Below are 21,245 nucleotides of genomic sequence, written 5' to 3'. Positions count from 1 at the left end.
CCGACCTGGCAGCCAGGCCCGTTGCCTCGCGGAGGGTCCGCGACCCACGGACCGTCGTCCTCAGGGATGATGGCCTGCGTGTCCGATCCCTTCAGCTCCCGGCCCGCGTCCTCGCTCCCCGCTTCCCTCACGGAGGCGGCCGCGGTCGAGCAGGCCCGTGCCGCCGCGGCGGAGACTGCCGGCGACGCCGACCTCGTCGGTGAGCACCTCGGGATCGAGCCGGAGATCGCCGTCCCGGAGACCGACGAGGTCGGGCCCGAGGCGCTCGGTGCCACCGCGACGCACACCTTCGCCAGCCGCCAGGCCGGTTACGTGGGCTGGCACTGGGCGGTGACGGTGGCGACCGTCCCCGGCGACGACTCGGTGACCGTCGACGAGGTCGTCCTGCTCCCCGGTGAGCAGGCGCTCCTGGCGCCGGCGTGGGTGCCGTGGCACGAGCGGCTGCGCCCCGGGGACCTCTCCGTCGGCGACGTGCTGCCCTCCACCGAGGACGACCCGCGGCTGGTGCCGTCCTACACCGCCGACGACGACAGCGCCGAGGACCCCGAGGGCCGGGTCGTCGCCTTCGAGCTGGGCATGGGCCGCGAGCGCGTCATGTCGGCCGAGGGGCGCGCCGACGCGGTCACCCGCTGGGGCGACGGCGACTTCGGCCCGGCGTCGGCGATGGCCCGCTCGGCCCCCGGCCCCTGCGTCACGTGCGGGTTCTGGCTGCCGCTGGCCGGATCGCTGCGGCAGCGGGTCGGCGCCTGCGGGAACGCCTACGCCCCGGCCGACGGTCGGGTCGTCACCGCCGACTACGGCTGCGGCGCGCACAGCCAGGCGACGCTGGTGGCCGCCGACCGCAGCGAGGTCGTGCACACGGCGCGCTACGACACCGGCGGCTACGACCTGCTGTGACACCGCGGTCCTCCGGGCCCCACTCGGCGCGCAACCCGTAGGCGGCTCAGTCCCTGCGGCCGAGCTGGCCCTGCAGGCGCATGACGCCGAGGCCGAGGACGCCCAGGCCGATGGCGGCCACACAGGTCCAGGTCCACATCCGGTCGACCCGGTCGCCCAGCAGCAGGACGACGACGAGCGCCACGGCCCACAGCGCGATCCCGGCGAGGACCACCCGCGCGGTGTCCACCTGCAGCGGGGGAGGGGCCTGCTTGGTCGGCGTCGGCACGCCCCGACTGTAGGACCGCGCGCCGCGCCGGACGACGCCCACCCGCGGCCCGTCATCGGTGGGAACGATCATGTGGCACTCTGTCGCCGCTCGACCGCCGCCGCACGACTCCGGGAGTACGACCATGGCCGACCACCCCCGCTCCACCGCGGGTGACACCCCCGCCGACGTCGTCGCCGACGACACCGCCGTGCCGCGGCGCAGCGACGGCCCGCGGGCGAAGCCGAAGAACGGCCTGGACCGGTACTTCGAGATCACCGCGCGGCGCTCCACCGTCACCCGCGAGGTCCGCGGTGGCTTCACCACGTTCTTCACGATGGCCTACATCGTGGTGCTCAACCCGATCATCCTGTCGGGGCTCGACGTCTCGGGGAACGAGCTGCCCTTCGCGTCGGTCGCCGCGGTCACCGCGCTGATCGCCGGCGCCATGACGATCCTCATGGGCATCGTCGGGAAGTACCCCTTCGCGCTGGCGACCGGCCTGGGCATCAACGCGATCGTCGCCGTCTACGCGTCCACCCAGCTGTCCTGGCCCGAGATCATGGGCCTGGTCGTGCTCGAGGGCCTGCTCATCACGGTGCTGGTGCTCACCGGTTTCCGGCGGGCCGTGTTCGAGGCGATCCCGACGCAGCTGAAGGTCGCGATCGCCGTCGGCATCGGCTTCTTCCTCACGATCATCGGCCTGGCCGACGCCGGCATCATCGCGGGCGGTCAGGGCACCCCGATCAGCTTCGGCATCGGTGGGCAGCTCGCCGGCTGGCCGATGCTCGTGTTCGTCGTCGGCCTGCTGCTGTCCGCCGTGCTCGTCGTCCGCAAGGTCAAGGGCGCGCTGCTCATCGGGATCGTGGCGACGACGGTGCTCGCGATCATCGTCGAGGCGATCGCCGACATCGGCCCCACGTTCCTGGACGACGGCTCGGTCAACGCCCGCGGCTGGCAGCTGCAGGTGCCCGAGCTGCCCGACGACGTCGTCAGCAGCCCCGACCTCTCGCTGCTCGGCAACTTCTCGCTGTTCGGCGGCTTCGAGCGCATCGGCATCATCGCCGCGCTGCTCATCGTCTTCTCGATCATGATCGCGGACTTCTTCGACACCGTCGGCACCGTGACCGCCGTCGGCGCCGAGGGCGACATGCTCGACGAGAGGGGCAACCTGCCCAAGTCGCAGCCGGTCCTGCTGGTCGACTCGATCGCCGCCGCCGCCGGTGGCGCGGGCAGCGTGTCGTCGAACACGACCTACATCGAGAGCACGGCCGGTGTCGCCGACGGCGCCCGCACGGGCCTGGCCAGCATCGTCACCGGTGCGCTCTTCCTGGTGGCCATGCTCTTCACGCCGCTGGTCGAGATGGTCCCGTCCGAGGCGGCCGCGCCGGCGCTGGTCATCGTCGGCGCACTGATGATCACCCAGATCCGGCACCTCGCCTGGGACGACATGTCGCTGGTCATCCCGGCGTTCCTGACGATCGCGCTGATGCCGTTCACCTACTCGATCACCAACGGCATCGGTGCCGGTGTCATCACCTACGTGCTGCTGCGGGTGGCCGTCGGGCGTCGCCGCGACGTGCACCCGCTGATGTGGGTGATCACGGCGCTGTTCGTCGTCTACTTCGCGCTCGAGCCGATCCAGCAGATCGTCTGACCCGCGTCGCCCCAGGGGCCCGTCACCGGTTCGCCGGTGGCGGGCCCCTGTGCGTGCCGGGCCGGGGGACAGTTAGTGAGGTACGCTAACTATGTGACCCGCACGACGCTCGACACCGCCGCGCTCGCGCACGACCTGCGCCTGGGCGTGATGCGGCTCGCGCGCCGGCTGCGGAGCCAGCGGGTGGACACCTCGGTGACGCTCACGCACCTCTCCGCGCTGTCCACGCTCAAGCGGCACGGGCCGATGAGCGCGGGGGAGCTGGCCGCGCACGAGCGCGTCCAGCCGCCGTCGATGACCCGGGTCGTCGGAGCGCTCGAGGCCATGGGCCTGGTCAGCCGGACCCCGCATCCCACGGACGGCCGGCAGGTCGTCCTCGGCCTGACCGGGGCGGCCCTGGAGCTGCTGGCGGCCGAGGGGCGGGCCCGCGACGCGTGGCTGTCGGGGCGGCTGCACGAGCTCAGCCCCGAGAAGCGGGCGGTGCTGCGCGAGGCCGCGGCCATCATGGACGAGCTGGCCGGCGCATGACCGCGCCCAGCAGCACCGGGCAGAGCACCGGGGTGCAGAGCACCGAGGAGCAGAGCACCGAGGAGCAGGCCCGGGGCGGCATGTTCCGGGCGCTGCGGGTGCACAACTACCGGCGCTACGCCTCGGCCAACCTGGTCAGCCAGACCGGCACCTGGATGCAGCGGATCGGCCAGGACTGGCTGGTCCTGCAGCTCACCGACGACAGCGGCGTGGCCCTCGGGCTGATCACGGCCCTGCAGTTCGCCCCCACGGTGCTGCTGAGCCCCTACGGGGGGCTGCTCGCCGACCGCTATCCCAAGCGCCGGCTGCTGCAGATCTCCCAGGCCGTCATGGGGCTGCTCGCGCTCGTCCTCGCCGTCCTGGTGGTCACCGACGCGGTGGCGCTGTGGCACGTGTTCGTGCTGGCCAGCGGCCTGGGTGCGGCCGCGGCGATCGACGCCCCGGTCCGGCAGGCCTTCGTCTCGGAGATGGTGGGGCCCGAGCTGCTGACCAACGCGGTCAGCCTCAACTCGACGATCTTCAACGGTGCCCGGCTCGTGGGCCCGTCGGTGGCCGGCCTGCTCATCGGTCTGGCGTCGGGGAACACGGCGCCTGCGTTCTTCATCAACGCGGCCAGCTTCGGGTTCACCATCCTCGCGCTGGGCTCCATGCGCGCCGACGAGCTGCTGCCCAGCGCCCGCGTGGCGCGGGGCAAGGGGCAGCTGCGGGCGGGTGCGGCCTACGCCTGGGCGCACCGCGACCTCGTGCTGGCCATGGGGCTGGCCTTCGTCGTCGGCACCTTCGGGTTCAACTACCAGATCACCATCGCGCTCATGGCCCGCGCGGAGTTCGGCCTGGGCGCCGAGGCGTTCGGCCTGCTCGCCACGGTCTTCGCCGTCGGCTCGCTCAGCGGCGCCCTGCTCTCGACCCGCCGCAGCCGCCGGCCGCGGGTGCGCTTCCTCATCGGCTCCGCGCTGGTGTTCGGGGTGCTCACCGTGATCACCGGCCTGATGCCGGGCGAGATCGCCTTCGGCGTGCTGCTGGTGCCCACCGGTGCGGCGGCGCTGGTGTTCAGCGTGGCCAACAACAGCTTCGTGCAGCTCGGCGTCGACCCGCAGATGCGCGGCCGGGTCATGGCGCTGTACTTCATGTGCTTCATGGGCGGGACGCCGATCGGTGCGCCGCTCATCGGCGTCATCGCCGAGCAGCTCGGCCCGCGCTGGGGGCTGCTCCTCGGTGGTGGGGTCGTGGTGCTGGCCGCGGGGGTGGCCGGCGCCGTCCTCGCCCGCGGGCGGTCGGTGCGGCTGGAGCGCCGGCCGGAGCGGCCGTGGGTGGCGCTCCGGGTGGGGGAGCGCGCCGTCCCCCCGCCGGTGGGCTGATCCGCGGGTACCGTTCGGTGGTCCGCCCGACTCGGTCCGGAGATGCCATGACCGGCTCGCTCCTCCTGCTGCTCCCGTTCGCCGCGCTGTGCGCCGTCGTCGTCGGGTTCGGCCCCGCCGAGCGATGGCTGGCCGAGCGCGCGGCCCGGCGCCGGGCCCGCCGGCTGCCGCCCCTCGACCGGCGGCCGCTCCAGGTGGTCGCCGCCGACGTCCGCCGGCTCCGGCGCCAGCTGGCCCTGGTCCCCGCGGGCGCGCCCATGGCCCGCCGGCGCGCACTGCAGGCGGCCTGCGACGACGTCCTGACCGAGGCGGCCGGCATGCTCGACGTCCCGCATGCGCTGGCCACCGAGCCGCCCGGGCGAGCCCGTGACGCCGAGCGGCTGCGGCTCGTCGCCGCACTGGAGGCCGCCGGCCTGGCGGTGCAGGACTGACGACCGCCCGCCTGTTCTTCGCCGTCGATCCGCCCGAGGCGGCGCGGGCGCACCTCCGCCGGGCGCTCGACCCGCTGCGCGACGTACCCGGCGCCCCCCGCTGGACGGCGTCCGCGCGATGGCACCTCACGCTGCTGTTCCTCGGCGCCGTGCCCCGCGAGGTGCTGCCCGCTCTCGCCGCCGGCGCGGTTCCCGCCGTCGCGGCCGCCCCGCCGATGCGGCTGCGGCTGGCGGGCGCCGGACGGTTCGGCAGCGCCCGCCGCCCCCAGGTCGCCTGGGCCGGGCTCGACGGGGACGTCGTCCCGCTGACGGCGCTGGCGGACCGGCTGGCCGAGCTGGCCCGTGGGCTGGGCCTGGCCGTCGAGGATCGGCCCTTCCGCCCGCACCTCACCCTCGGGCGGTGGCCTCCCCGGCAGCCCGCGGACGGAACGCTGACCGACCGGCTGGCGGGCTACCGCGGGCCCGCCTGGCCGGTCGGCGAGGTGCTACTGCTGGAGAGCCGGCTCGGCTCCGGGCCGAGCTACGAGCGTCACCAGGCGTACTCCATCGGCGCGGCCTTGTAGCCCGGGAAGATCTCGTCGAGGCGGGCCAGCTGATCGGCGTCCAGGGTCAGGTGCAGCGCGGCGAGCGCGCCCTCGAACTGCTCCATCGTGCGCGGACCGATGATCGGCGCGGTGACCGCCTTCTGGTGCAGCAGCCAGGCGACGCCGACGTCGGCCGGCGCGGCGCCGATCTCGCGGCAGAACGCCTCGTACTTCTCGAGCTGGGGGCGCAGCTTCGCCACCCGCTTCTGCGTCCTCTCGTCGGCCCGGCGGCCCTCCTCCGCCTTTTCCAGCACGCCGGCCAGCAGCCCGCCGGCGAGCGGGCTCCACGGGATGATGCCGACGCCGTAGTGCTTCGCCGCCGGCAGCACCTCGAGCTCGACGTGCCGGGTCAGCAGGTTGTAGTGCGACTGCTCGCTGACCAGGCCCTGGAAGTGCCGGCGGGCGGCGGCCTCGTTCGCCGCGGCGATCTGCCAGGCGGCGTGGTTCGAGGAGCCGACGTAGAGCACCTTGCCCTGGGCGACCAGCGTCTCGCAGGCCTGCCAGATCTCCTCCCACGGAGTGCGGAGGTCGACGTGGTGGAACTGGTAGAGGTCGATCCAGTCGGTCTGCAGCCGCCGCAGCGAGGCGTCGCACGCCCGCACGATGTTGCGGGCGGAGAGGAACGTGTCGTTGGGCCAGTCGCTCATGTTGCCGTAGACCTTGGTGGCCAGCACCGTCTTCTCGCGCCGCTCCGCGCCGTGGGCGAACCAGCTGCCGACCACCTCCTCGGTGCGGCCCTTGCCGGCGTCGCCGCCGTACACGTTGGCGGTGTCGAAGAAGTTGACGCCTTCGGCCAGTGCCCGGTCCATGATCTCGTGCGAGGCGGACTCCTCGGTCCGCGAGCCGAAGTTCATGGTGCCGAGACAGAGGCGGGAGACCGTGAGGCCGCTACGACCGAGGTGCTTGTACTCCATGCGCCCCACCCTGGCACTCTGTGATGCGTGCCGCTGACTGACGACGACCAGCCGACCTACGACTTCGACACCGCGACCGCCGTGCGGCGCGGTGAGGGCGGGGTCCTCCTCGCCGATCTCGACCAGACCTGGCAGGTCGGCGGCGGGATCCTGAACGGCGGCTACCTGCTGTCGGTGGCGGCCCGGGCCGCGGTGTCCGAGAGCCCGCACCCGCACCCCGTCGCGGTGGCGGCCAGCTACATCCGCCCGACGCCGGCGGGGGAGGCGACGCTCGAGGTGACCCCCGGGGCGGCCGGCCGCACGCTCGCGCACTCGGTGGTCACGCTGTCCAGCTCCGGTGCCGGCCCGTCGATCGTCGTCCAGGCGACCACGGCCACCCTCGGTGACGAGACGCCCGACTACGACTCCTCGCGCATGCCCGACATGCCGCCGCCCGAGGAGTGCGTGGACCTCTCCGCGCGGCTCAACCCCGACCCGGGCAAGCGGCCGGGCCTGAGCCGGCACGTCGACAGCCGGCTGGACCCGGCGACCGCCGGCTGGACGGTGGGCGAGCCGTCGGAGGAGCCGGTGCTCCGTGCCTGGATCCGGTTCGTCGACGGCCGCCCGGCCGACCCCCTGGGCCTGCTCACCTTCGCCGACGTCTTGCCGCCGCTGGGCTTCGCGATCGGCCAGCGCGGCTGGGCGCCGACCGTGCAGCTCCAGGTGCTGGTCCGCGCGATGCCTGCCCCGGGCTGGTGCCTCGCGGAGGCCCGCGCCACCCAGATCGCCGGCGGCTGGATCGACGAGGACTGCACCATCTGGGACTCCGAGGGCCGGCTGGTCGTCCAGGCCCGGCAGCTGGCCCGCCTCTCCCGCGGGCGCTGACCCCGGGTCACCCCGGCAGCGCCACCTCGCCGGTGAGGTAGCGCTGCACGGTCGGGCCGACGGCGGCGACCAGCCACTCGGGTGCGGCCGAGGCCAGCGGCTCGATCTTCAGCACGTAGCGCCCGACGACCAGGCCGACGAGCTGCGAGGCGGCCAGCGCCGCCCGGAGCTCGGCCTCGGCCGGCGGGTGGTCGAGCGAGCGGATGACCCGGCGCAGCACCTGGGTGGCCAGGAACTCGCGCAGCAGCCGCGCGCCCCACTCGTTGCCGATCGCCGAGCGCACCAGGGCCAGCCCGGCGGCCTGGCCCGGGCCGTCCCAGACGGTGAGCAGCGTGCGGACGACGCCCTCGCCGAGGCGGTCAGGCCCTCCCGCCAGCAGCTCCGGGAGCAGCTCGGCCGGGTCGGCCGGCGCCTCGATCGCGGCGAGGAACAGCTGGTCCTTGCTGCCGAAGTAGTGGTGCACCAGCGCCGGGTCGACGCCGGCGGCGGTCGCGATGCCGCGGATTGTCGCGCCGTCGAAGCCGCGCTCGGCGAACGCGGCGCGGGCGGCGGCGAGCACCGCCTCCCGGGTGCCGGGATTGCCCGGTCGCCGTCCCGGCCGCCGGGTGCCGCCGCCGCGGGGCTCGCTGCTCAGCTGGTCCTCCTCCGCAGGGTGCCGGCCGCCAGGGCCAGGGCGAGCACGGCCGTGCCGGCCACGGCGGCGAGATCGAGCCAGATCCGGCCGGTGACCTCGGAGGAGCGTCCCACCTCCTGGAGGGCGTCCACGGCGTAGGTCAACGGCAGGACGTCGCTGACCGCCTGCAGCCACCCGGCCATCTGCTCGCGGGGCGCGAGCAGCCCGCAGAGGAAGAACTGCGGCAGCACGATCACCGGCATGAACTGCACCGCCTGGAACTCGCTGCGGGCGAAGGCGCTGGCGAGCAGGCCGAGGGCGACGCCGAGGATCGCGTCGACCACCGCGATGAGGACGACGAGCGCGAGCGATCCGGCAACCGTCAGGTCGTAGAGCGTCGTCGCCACCGCCACGGTGACCACCGCCTGGAGGGCGGCGGCGAGGCCGAAGGCGATGCCGTACCCGAGCAGCAGGGCCGGCCGGGACAGTGGCGTGGTGAGCAGCCGCTCGAGCGTGCCCGAGGTGCGCTCGCGCAGCATCGCGATGCTGGTCACGAGGAACATGACGACGAACGGGAAGATGCCGAGCATGGTCAGCCCGACCCGGTCGAAGACGCCGACCTGACCGGGCGGGGTGGGGAGGTCCTTCCACAGCAGGTACAGCAGGCCCAGCAGCAGGCCCGGGACCGCCAGCATCATCGCGATCGTGCGCGGGTCGTGGCGCAGCTGGCGCAGCACCCGGCCGGCGGTGGCGGCGGTCATGCCGGCACCCCGGCCGAGGCCCGGACGAGCGCGAGGAAGGCCTCCTCCAGGTCCGGCGAACCGCCGTCGGCGCGCAGTCGGGCGGGGGTGGTGTCGGCGAGCAGGTCGCCGTCCCGCAGCAGGAGCAGCCGGTCGCAGCGGCGGGCCTCGTCCATCACGTGGCTGGAGACGACGAGGGTCGTCCCGGCCGCAGCCAGGGCGGCGAACCGCGCCCACAGCTCGGCGCGCAGCACCGGGTCCAGCCCCACGGTCGGCTCGTCGAGCACCAGCAGCTCGGGCTCCCCGACCAGTGCGCAGGCCAGCGAGGCCCGTCCGCGCTGCCCGCCGGAGAGGTCGTCGACGAGCTGGTGCGCGGCCTCGGCCAGCCCCACGTCGGCCACCGCGGCGTCGGCCTCGCGCGCGCCGCGGCCGTACAGGGCGGCGAAGTAGCGCACGTTCTCCCGCACGGTCAGGTCGCCGTAGACGCTGGGCGCCTGGGTGACGTAACCGACCCGGCGGCGCAGCCCGGGCGAGCCGGCCGGCTCCCCGAGCACGGTCACCTCGCCGGAGCGGACCCGCTGCACCCCCACGAGGGCGCGCATGAGCGTGCTCTTCCCGCTCCCGCTCGGCCCCAGCAGGCCGGTCAGCTGGCCGGTCGGGATGGCGAACCCCAGCCCGTGCAGGACGCCGCGCCTGCCGCGCTCGACGACGAGATCCCGGACGACGACGGCGTCCATGGCAGCTCCCAGAACTCAACGGCTGATGAACTCAACGCTAGGTGAGTTAGTCCGGAGCCGTCAATGGGGCACGATCGCACCGTGCCCGAACCCGTCGTCATCACCGATCCCGACGACCCGCGGGTGGCCGACTACCGCGACCTCAAGGCGGGGGACCGCCCGGCCGGGGCGCCCCGGGGCGTCTCGCCGGTCATCGTGGAGGGCACGGCGGCGATCGAGCGGCTGCTGCTCTCGCCCTATCCGGTGCGGTCGGTCTTCGGGGTGGCGGGCCGGGTGGAGGACCTCGGGCTGGCCGACGACGTGACGGTCTACGTCGCCGACAAGTGGGTGGTGTCGGAGGTCATCGGGTTCCGGCTGACCCGCGGGGCCCTGGCCGCGGCCGACCGGCTGCCCCCGGCGGACCTGGGGCAGCTGCTGGCCGGTCCGGACCCGTCGGCGCCGCGTCGGCTCGCCGTCCTCGAGGGGCTCAACGACCACGAGAACCTCGGCTCGATCGCCCGGTCGGCCATCGCGCTCGGCGTCGAGGGGCTGCTGCTGGACCCGCGCTGCGCCGACCCGCTGTACCGGCGCTCCGTGCGGGTCTCGATGGGCCACGTGCTCACGCTGCCGTTCGCCGTCCTGCCGGACTGGCCGGCCGGCCTGGACCGGCTGCACGACGCCGGGTATCTCACGGTGGCGCTGACCCCGGCCGCCGACGCGGTCGACCTCGACGAGGTGGATCCGCGCGCGCACCCCCGCACGGCGGTGCTGCTGGGCGCCGAGGGGCCGGGGCTCACCGCGGAGGCGCAGCAGGCCGCGCGGGTGCGCGCGCGCATCCCGATGCGGTCCGGGGTGGACTCGCTCGGGGTGGCCGCCGCGGCGGCCGTCGCCTTCGCGGCGCTCCGCTAGGGGTGGCCGGCTAGAAGCGCAGGGCGAAGCGCGCGAGGATCTCGCGGGCCTGCTCGGCCTGCGCCGGGTTGCACATGACGTCGTAGCGGCCGGCGACGATCGTGCTCGTGCTGGTGAAGTCCCGCTTGCCCTGGGTGGCGGCGTAACCCATCCAGCCGAACAGCGCGCCGAAGGCGAGCCCGACGAGCAGCCCGGTGAGGACCGCGCCGATCCAGCCGGCGCCGTCCTCGGAGAAGATGCCGAGCAGCAGGCCGACGAACAGACCCCACCAGGCGCCGCCCGCCGCCCCGGCGGCGATGGCCCGGCCGGTGGTCATCCGGCCGAGGACCTTCTCGACCTGGCGCAGGTCCGAGCCGATGATCGTCACGTTCTCGACGGGGAACTTCTCGTCCGAGAGGTGGTCGACGGCCGCCTGGGCACGCTCGTAGGAGTCGTAGGAACCGACCTGGACGCCGCCCAGCGGCATCGACACGGAAGCACTCATGCCGGGTCAACGGCTCGCCGGACCGGGCTGTTCCTCAGACGAGGCTGTCTGCCCAGGCCTGGTGCAGCGCGGCAAAGCGGCCGGTGCCGGCCACGAGCTCGGCGGGGGAGCCGTCCTCGACGATCCGGCCGCCCTCCATGACCAGCACCCGGTCGGCGATCTCCACGGTGGAGAGCCGGTGGGCGATGATCAGCGCCGTCCGGTCGGCGAGCAGCGTCCGCAGCGCGTGCTGCACCAGGCGCTCGCTCGGGACGTCGAGGGAACTGGTCGCCTCGTCGAGGATGAGCACCGCCGGGTCGGCGAGGAAGGCCCGGGCGAAGCCGACCAGCTGCCGCTGCCCGGCCGACAGGCGCCCGCCGCGCTTGTCCACCTCGGTGTCGTAGCCCTCGGGCAGGGCGGTGATGAACGCGTGCGCACCGATCGCGCGGGCGGCGCCCTCGATCTGCGCGCGGTCGGCGCCCGGCCGGCCGAAGGCGATGTTGTCCGCGACGGTGCCGGAGAACAGGAAGCTCTCCTGGGTCACCATCACGACCGCCCGCCGCAGGTCGGCGTCGCTCAGCCGGTGCAGCGGGACGCCGTCCAGCCGCACCTCGCCCTCGACCGGGTCGTAGAACCGTGCCGCCAGGCGGGCGAGGGTGGACTTGCCGGCACCCGTGGTGCCGACCAGCGCCACCGTCTCGCCGGGGGGCAGGGTGAGCTGCAGACCGGGCAGCACGGTCGTCCCGGTGTAGCCGAACCGGACGTCGTCGAAGACCAGCTCGCCGGCCGCGGCCGGCAGCGGCACCGGGTCGCGAGGCTCGGGGACGGTGGGCCGCTCCTCGAGCACGCCCGAGAGCTTCTCCAGCGCGGCCGTCGCCGACTGGTAGCTGTTGTAGAACATCGCGATGTCCTGCAGCGGGTCGAAGAACCGCCGCAGGTAGAGCAGGAAGGACACCAGCGTCCCCACGGCCAGCGCGCCGTCCATGACCCGCAGCGCGCCGTGGCCGAGGACGGCCACGGTGACCAGGTTGCCGATCAGGACGACGGCCGGGACGAAGACGGCGATCAGCCAGAACGCCCGGTCGTGCGCCTGCCGGTTGTCCTCGTTGAGGACGGCGTAGAGCTCGTCGTTGCGCGGCTCGCGCCGGAACGCCTGCACCGCGCGGATGCCGCCGAAGGTCTCGGTGAACTGGACGATCAGCGCGGCGATGGTCTCGCGGGTGCGCCGGTAGGCCGCGGTGGAGTTGCGCTGGAACCAGCGGGCCACCCAGAACAGCGCGGGGAAGCCGAGCAGCGCGGTGAGCCCCAGCGGCGGGTCGAGCACCACCAGCACGATGCCGATGCCGAGCACGCTGAACAGCGCGGTGATCAGCCCGTCGAGGCCCTCGTCGAGCAGTTCCGCGAGCGCCTCGACGTCGCTGGTCAGCCGGCTGATCGTGCGGCCCGAGGTGTACCGCTCGTGGAAGGACAGCGGCAGCACCTGGACGTGGGTGAACACCCGCCGGCGCAGGGTCAGCAGCACCGCCTGGCCCACCCGGCCGGAGCCGGTGAGGAACAGGAAGCGCAGCCCGGTGTCCAGCGCCGCCGCCGCGACCATCGCCAGGGTGATCCACACCAGCGGGCCCGCGTCGCCGTCGACCAGCGCCGGGACCGCGACGTCGATGCCCACGCCGATCAGCAGCGGGCCGGCGAGCCAGGCGGCGTTCTGCGCGACGACGGTCGCCAGCAGCCACCACAGCGACCGCCGGTGCGGCCGCAGCAGCTCGCCGAGCAGCCGCCGCGACCGGGCGCGCAGGAAGATCCCCGCACCCGGAGGCAGCTCGTCGGTGTCCTCGGTCGCGACGCCGCGCCAGTCCTGTCCCGTGGGTGCAGGGTCGGTCACGGGAGCACCTCCGCCAGGTTGCTCTCCTGCGCCAGCAGGTCGCGGTACGCCGGGTGCGCGGCGAGGAGCTCGGAGTGCGTGCCGAGGGCGGCGATCCGGCCGCCCTCGAGCAGCGCCACCCGGTCGGCCAGGAGCACGGTGGAGGGCCGGTGGGCCACGACCAGCGCCGTCGTCCCGGCGAGCACCTCGCGCAGCGCGCGCTCGACCAGCGCCTCGGTGTGCACGTCGAGGGCCGAGAGCGGGTCGTCGAGGACCAGCACCGAGGGGCGGCCCAGCACCGCGCGGGCCAGCGCCAGGCGCTGCCGCTGGCCGCCGGACAGCGACAGGCCCTGCTCGCCGATGCGGGTGTCCAGGCCCCACGGCAGGTCGTGGACGAACTCCGCCTGGGCCACCCGCAGCGCCTCGGCGACGTCGGCGTCGGTGGCGTCCCGCCGCCCGAGCGTCAGGTTCTCCCGGACGCTCATCGAGAGCAGCGTCGCCTCCTCGAAGGCGACCGAGACGACGCCGCGCAGCTGGGCCAGCGGCAGGTCCCGCACGTCGACGCCGTCGAGGGTGACCCGGCCCCCGGTCACGTCGTGCAGCCGCCCGACCAGCGAGGTGAGCGTGGTCTTGCCCGAGCCGGTCGCCCCGACCAGCGCCACGGTCTCGCCCGGCTCGACGACGAGGTCGACGCCCGCCAGCACCGGACCGGCCGGGCCGGGGTGCCGGAAGCCGACGCCCTCGAAGGCGAGCCGGGCCGGCGACCCCACCGGCTGCGGCACGACGCCGGGCCGGTCGGTGACCGTGAGCGGCTCGTCGAGCAGCTCCCCGATGCGGTCGCAGGCGCTGGCGGTCTCCTGGGCGAAGGCGAACAGCCAGCCCAGCGACAGGATCGGCCAGAGCAGCACGGTGAACAGCGCCACGAAGGCGACCAGCCCGCCCACGGTCAGGGCGCCGGTGCTCACGGCCGTCGCGCCGCCGACCAGGATCAGCGCCAGCGTCAGCTGCGGGTGCAGCTCGAAGACGCACCACAGCAGCGCGAGCGTGCGGACCTTGTCAAGCTCGAGCCGGCGCAGCCGCCGGGCCTTGGCGTCGAAGCGGTCGAACACCAACCCGCGCCGGCCCAGCGACTTGACCACCCGGATGCCCTGCACGGCCTCCTCCACGTCGGTCGCCAGCTCGCCCTGCTCGTCCTGCACCCGGCGGGACTGCACGTTGTAGCGCCGCTCCCAGCGCTGGCCGAGGAGGGTCAGCGGAACGGTGGTGAGGAGCACCGCGATGCCGAGCGGCCAGTACGTGACCAGCAGCAGGACCGCGACGACGACGCAGGTGATCAGGTTGACCGCGAGGAACACGGCGGCGAAGCCCACGAAGCGGCGCACCGTGGACATGTCGCTGGACGCGCGGGAGAGCAGCTGACCCGAGGGCCACCGGTCGTGGAAGGAGACGGGCAGCCGCTGCAGCCGCTCGTAGAGGGCGCCGCGGAGGTCGCGCTCGATCGCGAGGCAGCTGCGGGTCATCGCCCAGCGGCGGAGGAAGAACAGGCCGGCCTCGGCGACCCCGAACAGCAGGGCGAGCCCCAGGAGGGGCACCAGACCGGCGCGGTCGCCGTCGGCGATCGGCCCGTCCACCAGCGCCGCGGTGATCAGCGGCACGGCCAGCTGGGCGAGCGTGGCCAGCAGGGCGGCCGCGAACGTGACCGCGATCAGCCCCCGGTAGGGCCGGGCGTAGGGCCACAGCCGCAGGAGGGCGGAGAGGCGGCCGCGGTCGTCGGGTGCGGCGGCGTCGTCCATGGCGGATCGAGGCTAGGCCCGACCTCCGACAGGAGCGACCGACTTATCGCGGCTCAGCGGTTGCGACGGACCCCGAAGACGATGTCCTCCCACGCCGGGATGCGTGCGCGGGGGTCCTCGGAGTCCAGGTCCTCGCCGGGGCGGCCCAGCACGACGGTGTCGTGGTCGGCGATCTCGTCGAGGAAGGTGTCCATCGAGCGGTGGTCGTCGGGGGAGCCGCTGGGCGGGTGCACGTCCCGCACGTGGAGGTCGTCGACCGCGGGCGCGGGCGGAGTCTCGTCGCGCAGGACCGCGACCGGGCGGGCGGGCTGCACCGGGGCCGGCGGCGGGCCGGTGGGCACGTCGGGGACGACCCGGACCAGGCGGGTGCCCTCGGCGAAGTCCGTCGTCGCGGCGTCGAGCGGGGCGACCGTGCGCGAGGGCAGGTCGAAGGTCCAGCGCGCGGTGCCGGACTTCTCGCCCGCACGCCACTCGCCGGTGACCACCCAGGCACCGGTGTCGCTGCGGTAGGCGTCCCAGGCCACGGCGTCGACGTCGGTGTCGATGAGCCGCAGCCGCTCGGTCATGAACCGCTGGAGGGTCGTGCCCGGAGTGCTGTCGCTGAGCCGCACCCGCGCCTCGCGGGCCTGCTCGGCCACGCGCTCGCGCTCCTGGAGCACGGGGTGGGCGAACCGCATGATCCGCTCGACGCGCGCCCCGGTGGCGGCGGCGACCTGCTCGGGCGTCTCGCCGGCGCGGATGCGGGCCTGGATCACGCGGGGCGGCAGCTCGGTGCCCAGGTCGACGTCGATCTGGGTGAGCCGGCGGGAGTCCCCGCGGGCGGCGGCACGGAGGCGGTCGTCGACCGGGACGGAGAACCGCTGCTCGCCGTCCTCGGTGTCGGCGACGAGCACCAGGCTCGAGCCGTCGTCGGAGAGCCCCACGAGGCGCAGCGTGCGCACGGGCGACCTCCTGCAAGGCGTGAGCGGTAGGGCTCCGGAGAGAGACCGGGCCCGAGGCTATCGGCGCGCACCCGCGCCGCGCCGCAGGTGGCCCGGCGCGGCGCGTCACGGGGCCGCTGTGGCGCCCGTTCCTGACATCGACGACATCTCCGCGAAACGCCTGCTCGGCACAGTGGGCGGCGCCCCGTGCCGTGCGATCCTGCCGCTCGCGTTCCGCCGGGGGACGCATCCGTCCGAGAGCCGAGGAGGTGCGATGGCCGGTCCCGGGATCGACCTGGTGCCCGCTCCTCCTGCGCGGCTCGCCGGCGACCTGCTCGCCGAGATCGCCGTCGTCGCGGGCGCCGTCGGCGCGTGGTGCCCCGCGCTGTCGCCCGACGGGCGGCACGTCGCCTCCGTGACCGACCGGTCGGGGATCCCGCGCCTGGAGGTGGCCGCCGTCGACGGCGCCGAGCCGCCGCGGGTGCTCTCGCAGCCGGCCCAGGAGGTGGTGTCGGTCGCGTGGTCCCCGGACGGCGCCTGGCTGGCCTACCTGGTGAGCCCGGGCGGCTCGATCTGCGCCGAGCTGCACGCCGTGCGGCCCGACGGCACCGACGCCCGCCTCGTGGCGGGCGCGGATCCCCGCGCCACGGTCTTCGCCGGGTTCTGGGCCGGGCCCGGCCGCTACGTCTGCTCGATCGCCCCCGGCACCGGGCCCGATGCCGACGTCGTCCTCGTCGACGTCGAGGCCGGGACGAGCCGGACACTGGCCCGGGGCGGGTTCCTCTCCGTCTCCGCGCTCTCCCCGGACGGCCGGATCCTGCTGGCCCGCCGCGGCCCGCGCGCGCACCGGCACGTCGTCGCGATCGACGTCGCGACGGGGGTCCAGCGCCCGGTCCTCGCCCCCGGCGCTCCGGGCGGGGTCGCGTCCGAGGACGGGCGGTTCGCCTCCGACGGCCGCTCGATCCACCTGCGCGCCTCGCTGCCCGGGCCGCTGCTCGCCGACCGGGCGGGGCTGGTCGAGGTGCCCCTGGGCCCCGACGGGCCGGCCGGGGAGGGGCGCACGGTGCTGTACCGCGCCGACGCCGACCTCGACGGCTACGCGCTGCGCGCCGACGGCACCGTGCTGGCGGTCTGGAACGCCGGCGGCGCCACCGAGCTGTGCGTGCACGACGTCTCCGACGGCTCGCTGGTGCGCAGCATCCCGTTGCCCGACGTCGTGCTGCCCGGCTGGTCGCTCGGCGCCGACGGCGCCACGATGGTCGCCGAGCTCACCGGGCCGAGGACGCCGCGGGCGCTCTGGCGGGTGCACCTCGACGGCGGCAGCCGGGCCGTTCCGCTGCCCGGGTCGGCGCCGCCTCCCCGCAGCCCGCGGATGGTCGCCCCCGAGCGGCTCGCCTACACCGCTCCCGACGGCATGCCGCTGTCCGGCTGGCTCTACACCCCGCGGGACGCGCAGGCGCCGAACCGCACGGTGGTCAGCTTCCACGGCGGCCCGGAGGGGCAGCACCGCCCGGCGTTCGACCCGCTGGTGCAGTGCCTGGTGGCGGCCGGCCTGACGGTGTTCGCACCCAACGTGCGCGGTTCGGGCGGGTTCGGGCGGGCGTTCATGACCGCCGACGACGTCGCCGCCCGTGAGGCCTCGTTCGAGGACGTGCGGACGACGGTGGACGAACTGGTCACCGCCGGCATCGCCGCACCGGGCCGGATCGGTGCGCACGGCTGGTCCTACGGCGGCTACCTCACCCTGGTCGCGCTGACCCGGTGGCCCGAGCTCCTCGCCGCCGGTGCCACGCTGGCCGGCATGAGCGACCTGCGGACCTTCTTCGCCGGCACCGAACCGTGGATGGCCGCGGCGTCGGTCACCGAGTACGGCGACCCCGTCGCCGACCGGGAGATGCTCGGGGCGATCGCCCCGATGACGACGCTGGACCGGGTGACCGCGCCCCTGCTGCTCGCCCACGGCGACCGCGACACCAACGTGCCGGTCGCCGAGACGGTGCAGGCGCACGCCGCGCTGGCCGCCCGGGGAGCGCCCTGCGAGCTGCTCCTGCTGCCGGGTGAGGGGCACACCGTGGTGGGTCGCGACCACCTCGTCGAGCTGAGCGGCCGGGTCACCGCCTGGTTCGACCGCTGGCTGTGAGCGGCGGACTGCTCGCCGGCTACCCCGCGCCCACCGCCGACGAGGCGGTGACCGCCGAGGGCCGGCTGCGCCCGGACTACGCCCCGCTCGAACCGGTGCTGGCCGGGCTGGGTGCCGGCGGGCTCGCCGCGGCCGGGCAGGCGCTCGCCGAGCTGCGCGCCGCCCGCGGGGTGGCGCTGGGCAGCTGGTCCGACTGCCGGCACGAGCGGCACCCGGTGGTCCTGGACCCGCTGCCCCGGCTGATCCCCGCCGCGCAGTGGCGGCTCGTGGCCGCCGGCGTCGAGCAGCGGCACCGCGCCCTGGGGGCGTTCCTCGCCGACACCTACCGGGCGGCCGGCCGGCGTCGCGGCGACGCCGACCGGGCGCCGGAGATCGTCCGTGCCGGTGTGCTCCCCGAGTGGGCGGTGGTGCACAACCCGGCCCGCGATCCCGCCGCCATCGGTCAGGCCTGGCCGGGACAGCCGCGCGCGACGGTGGCCGCGGCCGACCTGGTCCGCACCGCCGACGGCGGGTGGGCGGTGACCGCCGACGACCTGCGCACCCCCGCGGGCCTCGGCTTCGCCGTGGAGGACCGCCTCGCGCTGCGAGCCGCCGCCCCCGCGTTGTTCGGCGCGGCTGCGCCGGGTGCCCCCGAGGTCGCGGTGGACCTGCTGCGCGCGGCGCTGGCCGAGGCCGCTCCGCCGGCCTGCCCGGGCGCCCCCCGGATCGCCGTCCTCAGCGCGGGGGACACCGACAGCTCCTGGTTCGAGCACGCCGTCCTCGCCGACGCGCTGGGCGTGCCGCTGGTGCAGGCAGGCGACCTCTGGCCGCGCACCGACGGCGGCCTGGAGATCGCGGTCGACGGCGAGCGCCGTCCGGTCGACGTCCTGTACCGGCGGTTCGACGAGGGCGCCCTCGGTGCCTACCGCACGCCCGTCGGCCAGCCCCTGGACCAGCAGCTGACCGAGGCCGTCCGCGCGGGGCGGCTGGGTCTGGCGAACGTGCCGGGCAACGGCGTGGCCGACGACGCCGCCACCTTCGCCTTCGTGCCGGCGATGATCGGCTTCTACCTGGGCGAGCAGCCGCTGCTGCCCTCGCCGCGCACCTGGGTGCTCGCCGACCCGGTGGCGCTCGCCGAGGTCCGCGGCCGGCTGCCCGACCTGGTCGTCGAGGAGGTCGCCGGGTACGGCGGCCGGGAGGCCGTGGACGGCCGCACCTGCAGCGCCACGGAGCTCGCCCGGCTGGAGGCGGCGGTCGACGCGGCCCCGCACCGGTTCGTGGCCCGGGAGCCTCTCGCGGAGGCGACCCTGCCGGCGTTCGTGGACGGCACGCTGCGACCGCGGTCGGCCCGGCTGCGGGTCTTCTCGGTCGGGACCGGCGGGGCGACGCGTGCGCTCCCCGCACCGTGGACGCGGGTGGCCCTGGGCGGGCCGGTCGCCGGCAGCAAGGACACCTGGCTGCTGCCCTGACCTCCGGTCAGGCCGGCAGGCCGGTGATGACCACGGTCGTGCCGGCGGGGCTGGGCGTGGCGGTGACGGAGGCGAACGCGCTCATCAGCGTGGAGCCGCGCCCGCGGTCCATGCTGGGCACCCGTTCCCGCCACTGGCCGAAGTCCCGCACCGTGATCTCCGGCCGGTCGCCGCGCATCCCGACGCCGACCTCGACGAACGGCTCGGTGGGCTGCTGGGCGTGCTCGATCGCGTTCGTCACGGCCTCGCCGGCTGCCAGCAGCAGGTCGTAGGCGCGGTCGGCGTCCACGCCCGCGCCGTCGAGCACGGCGCGCAGCCGGCGCCGCAGCAGCGGCACCGAGGCCGGCTCCGAGGGCAGCCGCCACGAGGCCAGCAGGGCCGGCGGTGCGGGATGACCGGCCGGCGTGCGCGGGAGCGGCGGGACGGGGGCGCTCGGCAGGGGGATCGGGGCGGTCGATGCGGGGACCGCCGGTGCCGGTGCCGGCACCGGCAGCCGGATGGGGCCGGTGCGCCCGGTGCTGCGCTCGAGCACGGCCCGCACGCGGGCGACGAGCTCATCGGCCCGGAACGGCTTGGCCAGGTAGTCGTCGGCGCCGGCGTCCAGGCCCTCGACCGAGGCCTCCTGGCCGGCGCGCGCGGTCAGCATGATCACCGGGATGTGCCGGGTGGTGGGGTCGGAGCGCAGGGCGTGCAGCAGCTGGAAGCCGTCCACCCGCGGCATCATCACGTCGGTCAGGACGACGTCGGGCTGCTGCTCGCTCACGGCCCGCAGCGCCTCCTCGCCGTTGGCGGTCGAGCGCACGGTCCAGTGCGCGCCGAGCAACCGGGTCAGGTAGCCGCGCATGTCGGCGTTGTCGTCGACCACGAGGATGCCGGCGGCGCCGGGGCGCGCGGTCGCCGGCGCGCTCGGCCGGGCCGTGTCCGACTCCCAGCTCGCCGCCTCGCCGCGCGCGGCGTCCGAGGGGCGCGCCGCGGCGGGCTGCTCGTCGGCGCCGAGGTCCGAGGCGCCGTAGGGCAGCGCCACGGTGAACGCGCTGCCGACGCCGGGCTCGCTGGTCACCGCGACCGCGCCGCCGTGCAGCGCGGCCAGCTCCTGCACCAGGGCCAGCCCGATGCCGGTGCCCTCCCGCGTGCGCGCCGTCGCCCCCGCCACGCGGTGGAAGCGCTCGAACAGGTGCGGCAGCTCCTCGGCGACGATGCCCACCCCGGTGTCGCGGACGGTGAGCGCGAAGCCCTCGTCGTCGGACCGCAGGGCGACGTCGATACCCCCGACGAACGTGTACTTGACCGCGTTGGCGAGCAGGTTGACGACGATCTTCTCCCACATGCGGGGGTCGACGTGCGCGGGCCGGGGCAGTGGCGGGCAGTCGACGGTCAGCCGCAGACCGGCCCGCTCGGTGGCCGCGCGGAAGATCCCGGCGAGCTCCGCGGTGAAGGTCGCGACGTCGGTCTCCACGCGCACCGGGCTCGCCCGGCCGGCCTCGATGCTGGCGAAGTCGAGCAGGTCGTTGACCAGTCGCTGCAGGCGCTGGCCGTTGCGCAGGGCCAGCTCGAGCGCCTCCCGGGCGGCGGCGGGCAGGGACCCGTCGGGAGCCGCGAGGACGTCGCCGATGGGGCCGAGCAGCAGGGTCAACGGCGTCCGCAGCTCGTGGCTCACGTCGGAGAAGAACGTCGTCTTGGCGCGGTCGAGCTCGGCGAGCGACTCCGCCCGCAGCCGCTCGGTCTCGAACGCCCGGATGTTGACCACGGCCGCGACGAACTGGGCGGCGAGCAGCTCGTGGAACGTGCGGTACTCCGCGTCCAGAACCAGGTTGGGGCTGCGCCCCGCCAGAAGGAGGCCCAGGGGTTCGCCGTCCCTCGTGGCGGTGAGCGGGAGGACGACGGCGTCGGTGACCCGGTCGCCGAAGGGCCCGCCGGTCACCTGGAGCGCGTCGGCGACCGCGGCCAGGTCGGCCGCCGAGGCCGCGGCCCCCGGCAGCAGCGCCGCGTCGCAGCCGACCGCCGCGACGCGGGAGAAGCCCTCGCGTCCGGGCGTGGACAGGTAGACGGCGGCGAACGGCACGTCGAGGGGGTCGCTCGACAGCGCCGAGCACATCGCGGTCACGACCTCCCGCTCCGCACCCAGGTGACCCCCGACCGTCGCCAGCTCGTGCAGCAGCGCC

At 75.3% G+C, this 21,245-nt stretch carries 19 protein-coding genes and 3 pseudogenes; 10 read left to right on the top strand and 12 right to left on the bottom strand.

Annotation, left to right across the window (positions count from 1 at the left end; genetic code table 11):
- Nucleotides 1-69: 69 nt before the first annotated feature.
- On the top strand, nucleotides 70-897 hold the full coding sequence (locus CRP29_RS03550) for a DUF3027 domain-containing protein (protein WP_097194080.1): 828 nt from the start codon (nucleotides 70-72) through the stop codon (nucleotides 895-897).
- 46 nt (nucleotides 898-943) lie between these two features.
- Here CRP29_RS03550 and CRP29_RS03545 read toward each other — a convergent pair whose 3' ends face one another.
- Nucleotides 944-1,165, bottom strand: a complete 222-nt coding sequence (locus tag CRP29_RS03545; protein ID WP_097194079.1) for a DUF2530 domain-containing protein — start codon at nucleotides 1,163-1,165, stop codon at nucleotides 944-946.
- A 124-nt stretch (nucleotides 1,166-1,289) separates the two neighbouring features.
- On the opposite strand from CRP29_RS03545, the gene CRP29_RS03540 reads away from it, so the two are divergent.
- The 5 genes from CRP29_RS03540 to thpR all read left to right on the top strand — a co-directional run bounded on the left by CRP29_RS03540 (nucleotide 1,290) and on the right by thpR (nucleotide 5,681).
- Nucleotides 1,290-2,801 carry an NCS2 family permease gene (locus tag CRP29_RS03540; protein WP_097193635.1) on the top strand — a complete coding sequence of 504 codons (1,512 nt, stop codon included), beginning with the start codon at nucleotides 1,290-1,292 and terminating at the stop codon, nucleotides 2,799-2,801.
- A 93-nt stretch (nucleotides 2,802-2,894) separates the two neighbouring features.
- A complete protein-coding gene (locus tag CRP29_RS03535; RefSeq protein WP_176522809.1) occupies nucleotides 2,895-3,329 on the top strand; it encodes a MarR family winged helix-turn-helix transcriptional regulator in 435 nt (144 codons plus the stop codon).
- Nucleotides 3,326-4,687: an MFS transporter gene (locus CRP29_RS03530; protein WP_245852373.1), complete on the top strand. Its 1,362-nt coding sequence runs from the start codon at nucleotides 3,326-3,328 to the stop codon at nucleotides 4,685-4,687. Before CRP29_RS03535 ends, CRP29_RS03530 begins: the two co-directional genes overlap by 4 nt.
- 47 nt (nucleotides 4,688-4,734) lie before the next feature.
- On the top strand, nucleotides 4,735-5,118 hold the full coding sequence (locus CRP29_RS03525) for a hypothetical protein (RefSeq protein ID WP_097193634.1): 384 nt from the start codon (nucleotides 4,735-4,737) through the stop codon (nucleotides 5,116-5,118).
- On the top strand, nucleotides 5,115-5,681 hold the full coding sequence (thpR, locus tag CRP29_RS03520) for an RNA 2',3'-cyclic phosphodiesterase (RefSeq protein WP_097193633.1): 567 nt from the start codon (nucleotides 5,115-5,117) through the stop codon (nucleotides 5,679-5,681). The genes CRP29_RS03525 and thpR overlap by 4 nt, the downstream gene beginning before the upstream one ends.
- Here the strand turns inward: thpR and CRP29_RS03515 are convergent.
- A complete protein-coding gene (locus CRP29_RS03515) occupies nucleotides 5,648-6,616 on the bottom strand; it encodes an aldo/keto reductase (RefSeq protein WP_097193632.1) in 969 nt (322 codons plus the stop codon). The genes thpR and CRP29_RS03515 overlap by 34 nt on opposite strands.
- A 27-nt stretch (nucleotides 6,617-6,643) precedes the next feature.
- Between CRP29_RS03515 and CRP29_RS03510 the strand changes: the two genes are divergently transcribed.
- A complete protein-coding gene (locus tag CRP29_RS03510; protein WP_245852370.1) occupies nucleotides 6,644-7,480 on the top strand; it encodes a thioesterase family protein in 837 nt (278 codons plus the stop codon).
- Nucleotides 7,481-7,487: 7 nt separating this feature from the next.
- Here CRP29_RS03510 and CRP29_RS03505 read toward each other — a convergent pair whose 3' ends face one another.
- From CRP29_RS03505 to CRP29_RS03495, 3 genes are all read right to left on the bottom strand, one after another.
- A complete protein-coding gene (locus tag CRP29_RS03505; RefSeq protein ID WP_097193631.1) occupies nucleotides 7,488-8,039 on the bottom strand; it encodes a TetR/AcrR family transcriptional regulator in 552 nt (183 codons plus the stop codon).
- Nucleotides 8,040-8,110: 71 nt separating this feature from the next.
- A complete protein-coding gene (locus tag CRP29_RS03500; RefSeq protein ID WP_097193630.1) occupies nucleotides 8,111-8,854 on the bottom strand; it encodes an ABC transporter permease in 744 nt (247 codons plus the stop codon).
- A complete protein-coding gene (locus CRP29_RS03495) occupies nucleotides 8,851-9,570 on the bottom strand; it encodes an ABC transporter ATP-binding protein (RefSeq protein WP_097193629.1) in 720 nt (239 codons plus the stop codon). Before CRP29_RS03495 ends, CRP29_RS03500 begins: the two co-directional genes overlap by 4 nt.
- An 81-nt stretch (nucleotides 9,571-9,651) precedes the next feature.
- On the opposite strand from CRP29_RS03495, the gene CRP29_RS03490 reads away from it, so the two are divergent.
- Entirely contained in the window at nucleotides 9,652-10,458 is an 807-nt protein-coding gene (locus CRP29_RS03490; protein WP_097194075.1) for a TrmH family RNA methyltransferase, read from the top strand.
- A gap of 10 nt (nucleotides 10,459-10,468) precedes the next feature.
- On the opposite strand, the gene CRP29_RS03485 is transcribed toward CRP29_RS03490, so the two are convergent.
- From CRP29_RS03485 to sepH, 4 genes are read right to left on the bottom strand one after another with little or no spacing between them, the layout of a single operon-like run.
- Nucleotides 10,469-10,942, bottom strand: a complete 474-nt coding sequence (locus CRP29_RS03485; RefSeq protein WP_097193628.1) for a YflT domain-containing protein — start codon at nucleotides 10,940-10,942, stop codon at nucleotides 10,469-10,471.
- Nucleotides 10,943-10,976: 34 nt separating this feature from the next.
- Complete coding sequence (locus CRP29_RS03480; RefSeq protein ID WP_097193627.1) at nucleotides 10,977-12,803, bottom strand: ABC transporter ATP-binding protein; 1,827 nt, start codon at nucleotides 12,801-12,803, stop codon at nucleotides 10,977-10,979.
- A complete protein-coding gene (locus tag CRP29_RS03475) occupies nucleotides 12,800-14,575 on the bottom strand; it encodes an ABC transporter ATP-binding protein (RefSeq protein ID WP_097193626.1) in 1,776 nt (591 codons plus the stop codon). Before CRP29_RS03475 ends, CRP29_RS03480 begins: the two co-directional genes overlap by 4 nt.
- Nucleotides 14,576-14,628: 53 nt before the next feature.
- Entirely contained in the window at nucleotides 14,629-15,516 is an 888-nt protein-coding gene (gene sepH, locus CRP29_RS03470; RefSeq protein WP_097193625.1) for a septation protein SepH, read from the bottom strand.
- Between the two features lie 253 nt (nucleotides 15,517-15,769).
- Here sepH and CRP29_RS03465 point away from each other — a divergent pair, with 253 nt between their 5' ends.
- A complete protein-coding gene (locus CRP29_RS03465) occupies nucleotides 15,770-17,635 on the top strand; it encodes a S9 family peptidase (protein ID WP_097193624.1) in 1,866 nt (621 codons plus the stop codon).
- Complete coding sequence (locus tag CRP29_RS03460) at nucleotides 17,632-19,083, top strand: circularly permuted type 2 ATP-grasp protein (RefSeq protein WP_097193623.1); 1,452 nt, start codon at nucleotides 17,632-17,634, stop codon at nucleotides 19,081-19,083. The genes CRP29_RS03465 and CRP29_RS03460 overlap by 4 nt, the downstream gene beginning before the upstream one ends.
- 7 nt (nucleotides 19,084-19,090) lie before the next feature.
- On the opposite strand, the pseudogene CRP29_RS23770 reads toward CRP29_RS03460, so the two are convergent.
- The 3 pseudogenes from CRP29_RS23770 to CRP29_RS23760 all read right to left on the bottom strand — a co-directional run.
- A pseudogene (locus CRP29_RS23770) lies at nucleotides 19,091-19,429 on the bottom strand (ATP-binding protein); the annotation flags it as partial.
- A 174-nt stretch (nucleotides 19,430-19,603) separates the two neighbouring features.
- A pseudogene (locus tag CRP29_RS23765) lies at nucleotides 19,604-19,942 on the bottom strand (response regulator transcription factor); the annotation flags it as partial.
- 162 nt (nucleotides 19,943-20,104) lie between these two features.
- Nucleotides 20,105-21,178 (bottom strand): annotated as a pseudogene (locus CRP29_RS23760) (sensor histidine kinase); the annotation flags it as partial.
- Nucleotides 21,179-21,245 lie beyond the last annotated feature (67 nt).

This window comes from Blastococcus aggregatus, assembly GCF_900221005.1.
Lineage (GTDB): Bacteria > Actinomycetota > Actinomycetes > Mycobacteriales > Geodermatophilaceae > Blastococcus > Blastococcus aggregatus.
Note: the sequence above shows the minus strand (reverse complement) of the source record. Positions and strands in the feature narration are given on the sequence as shown.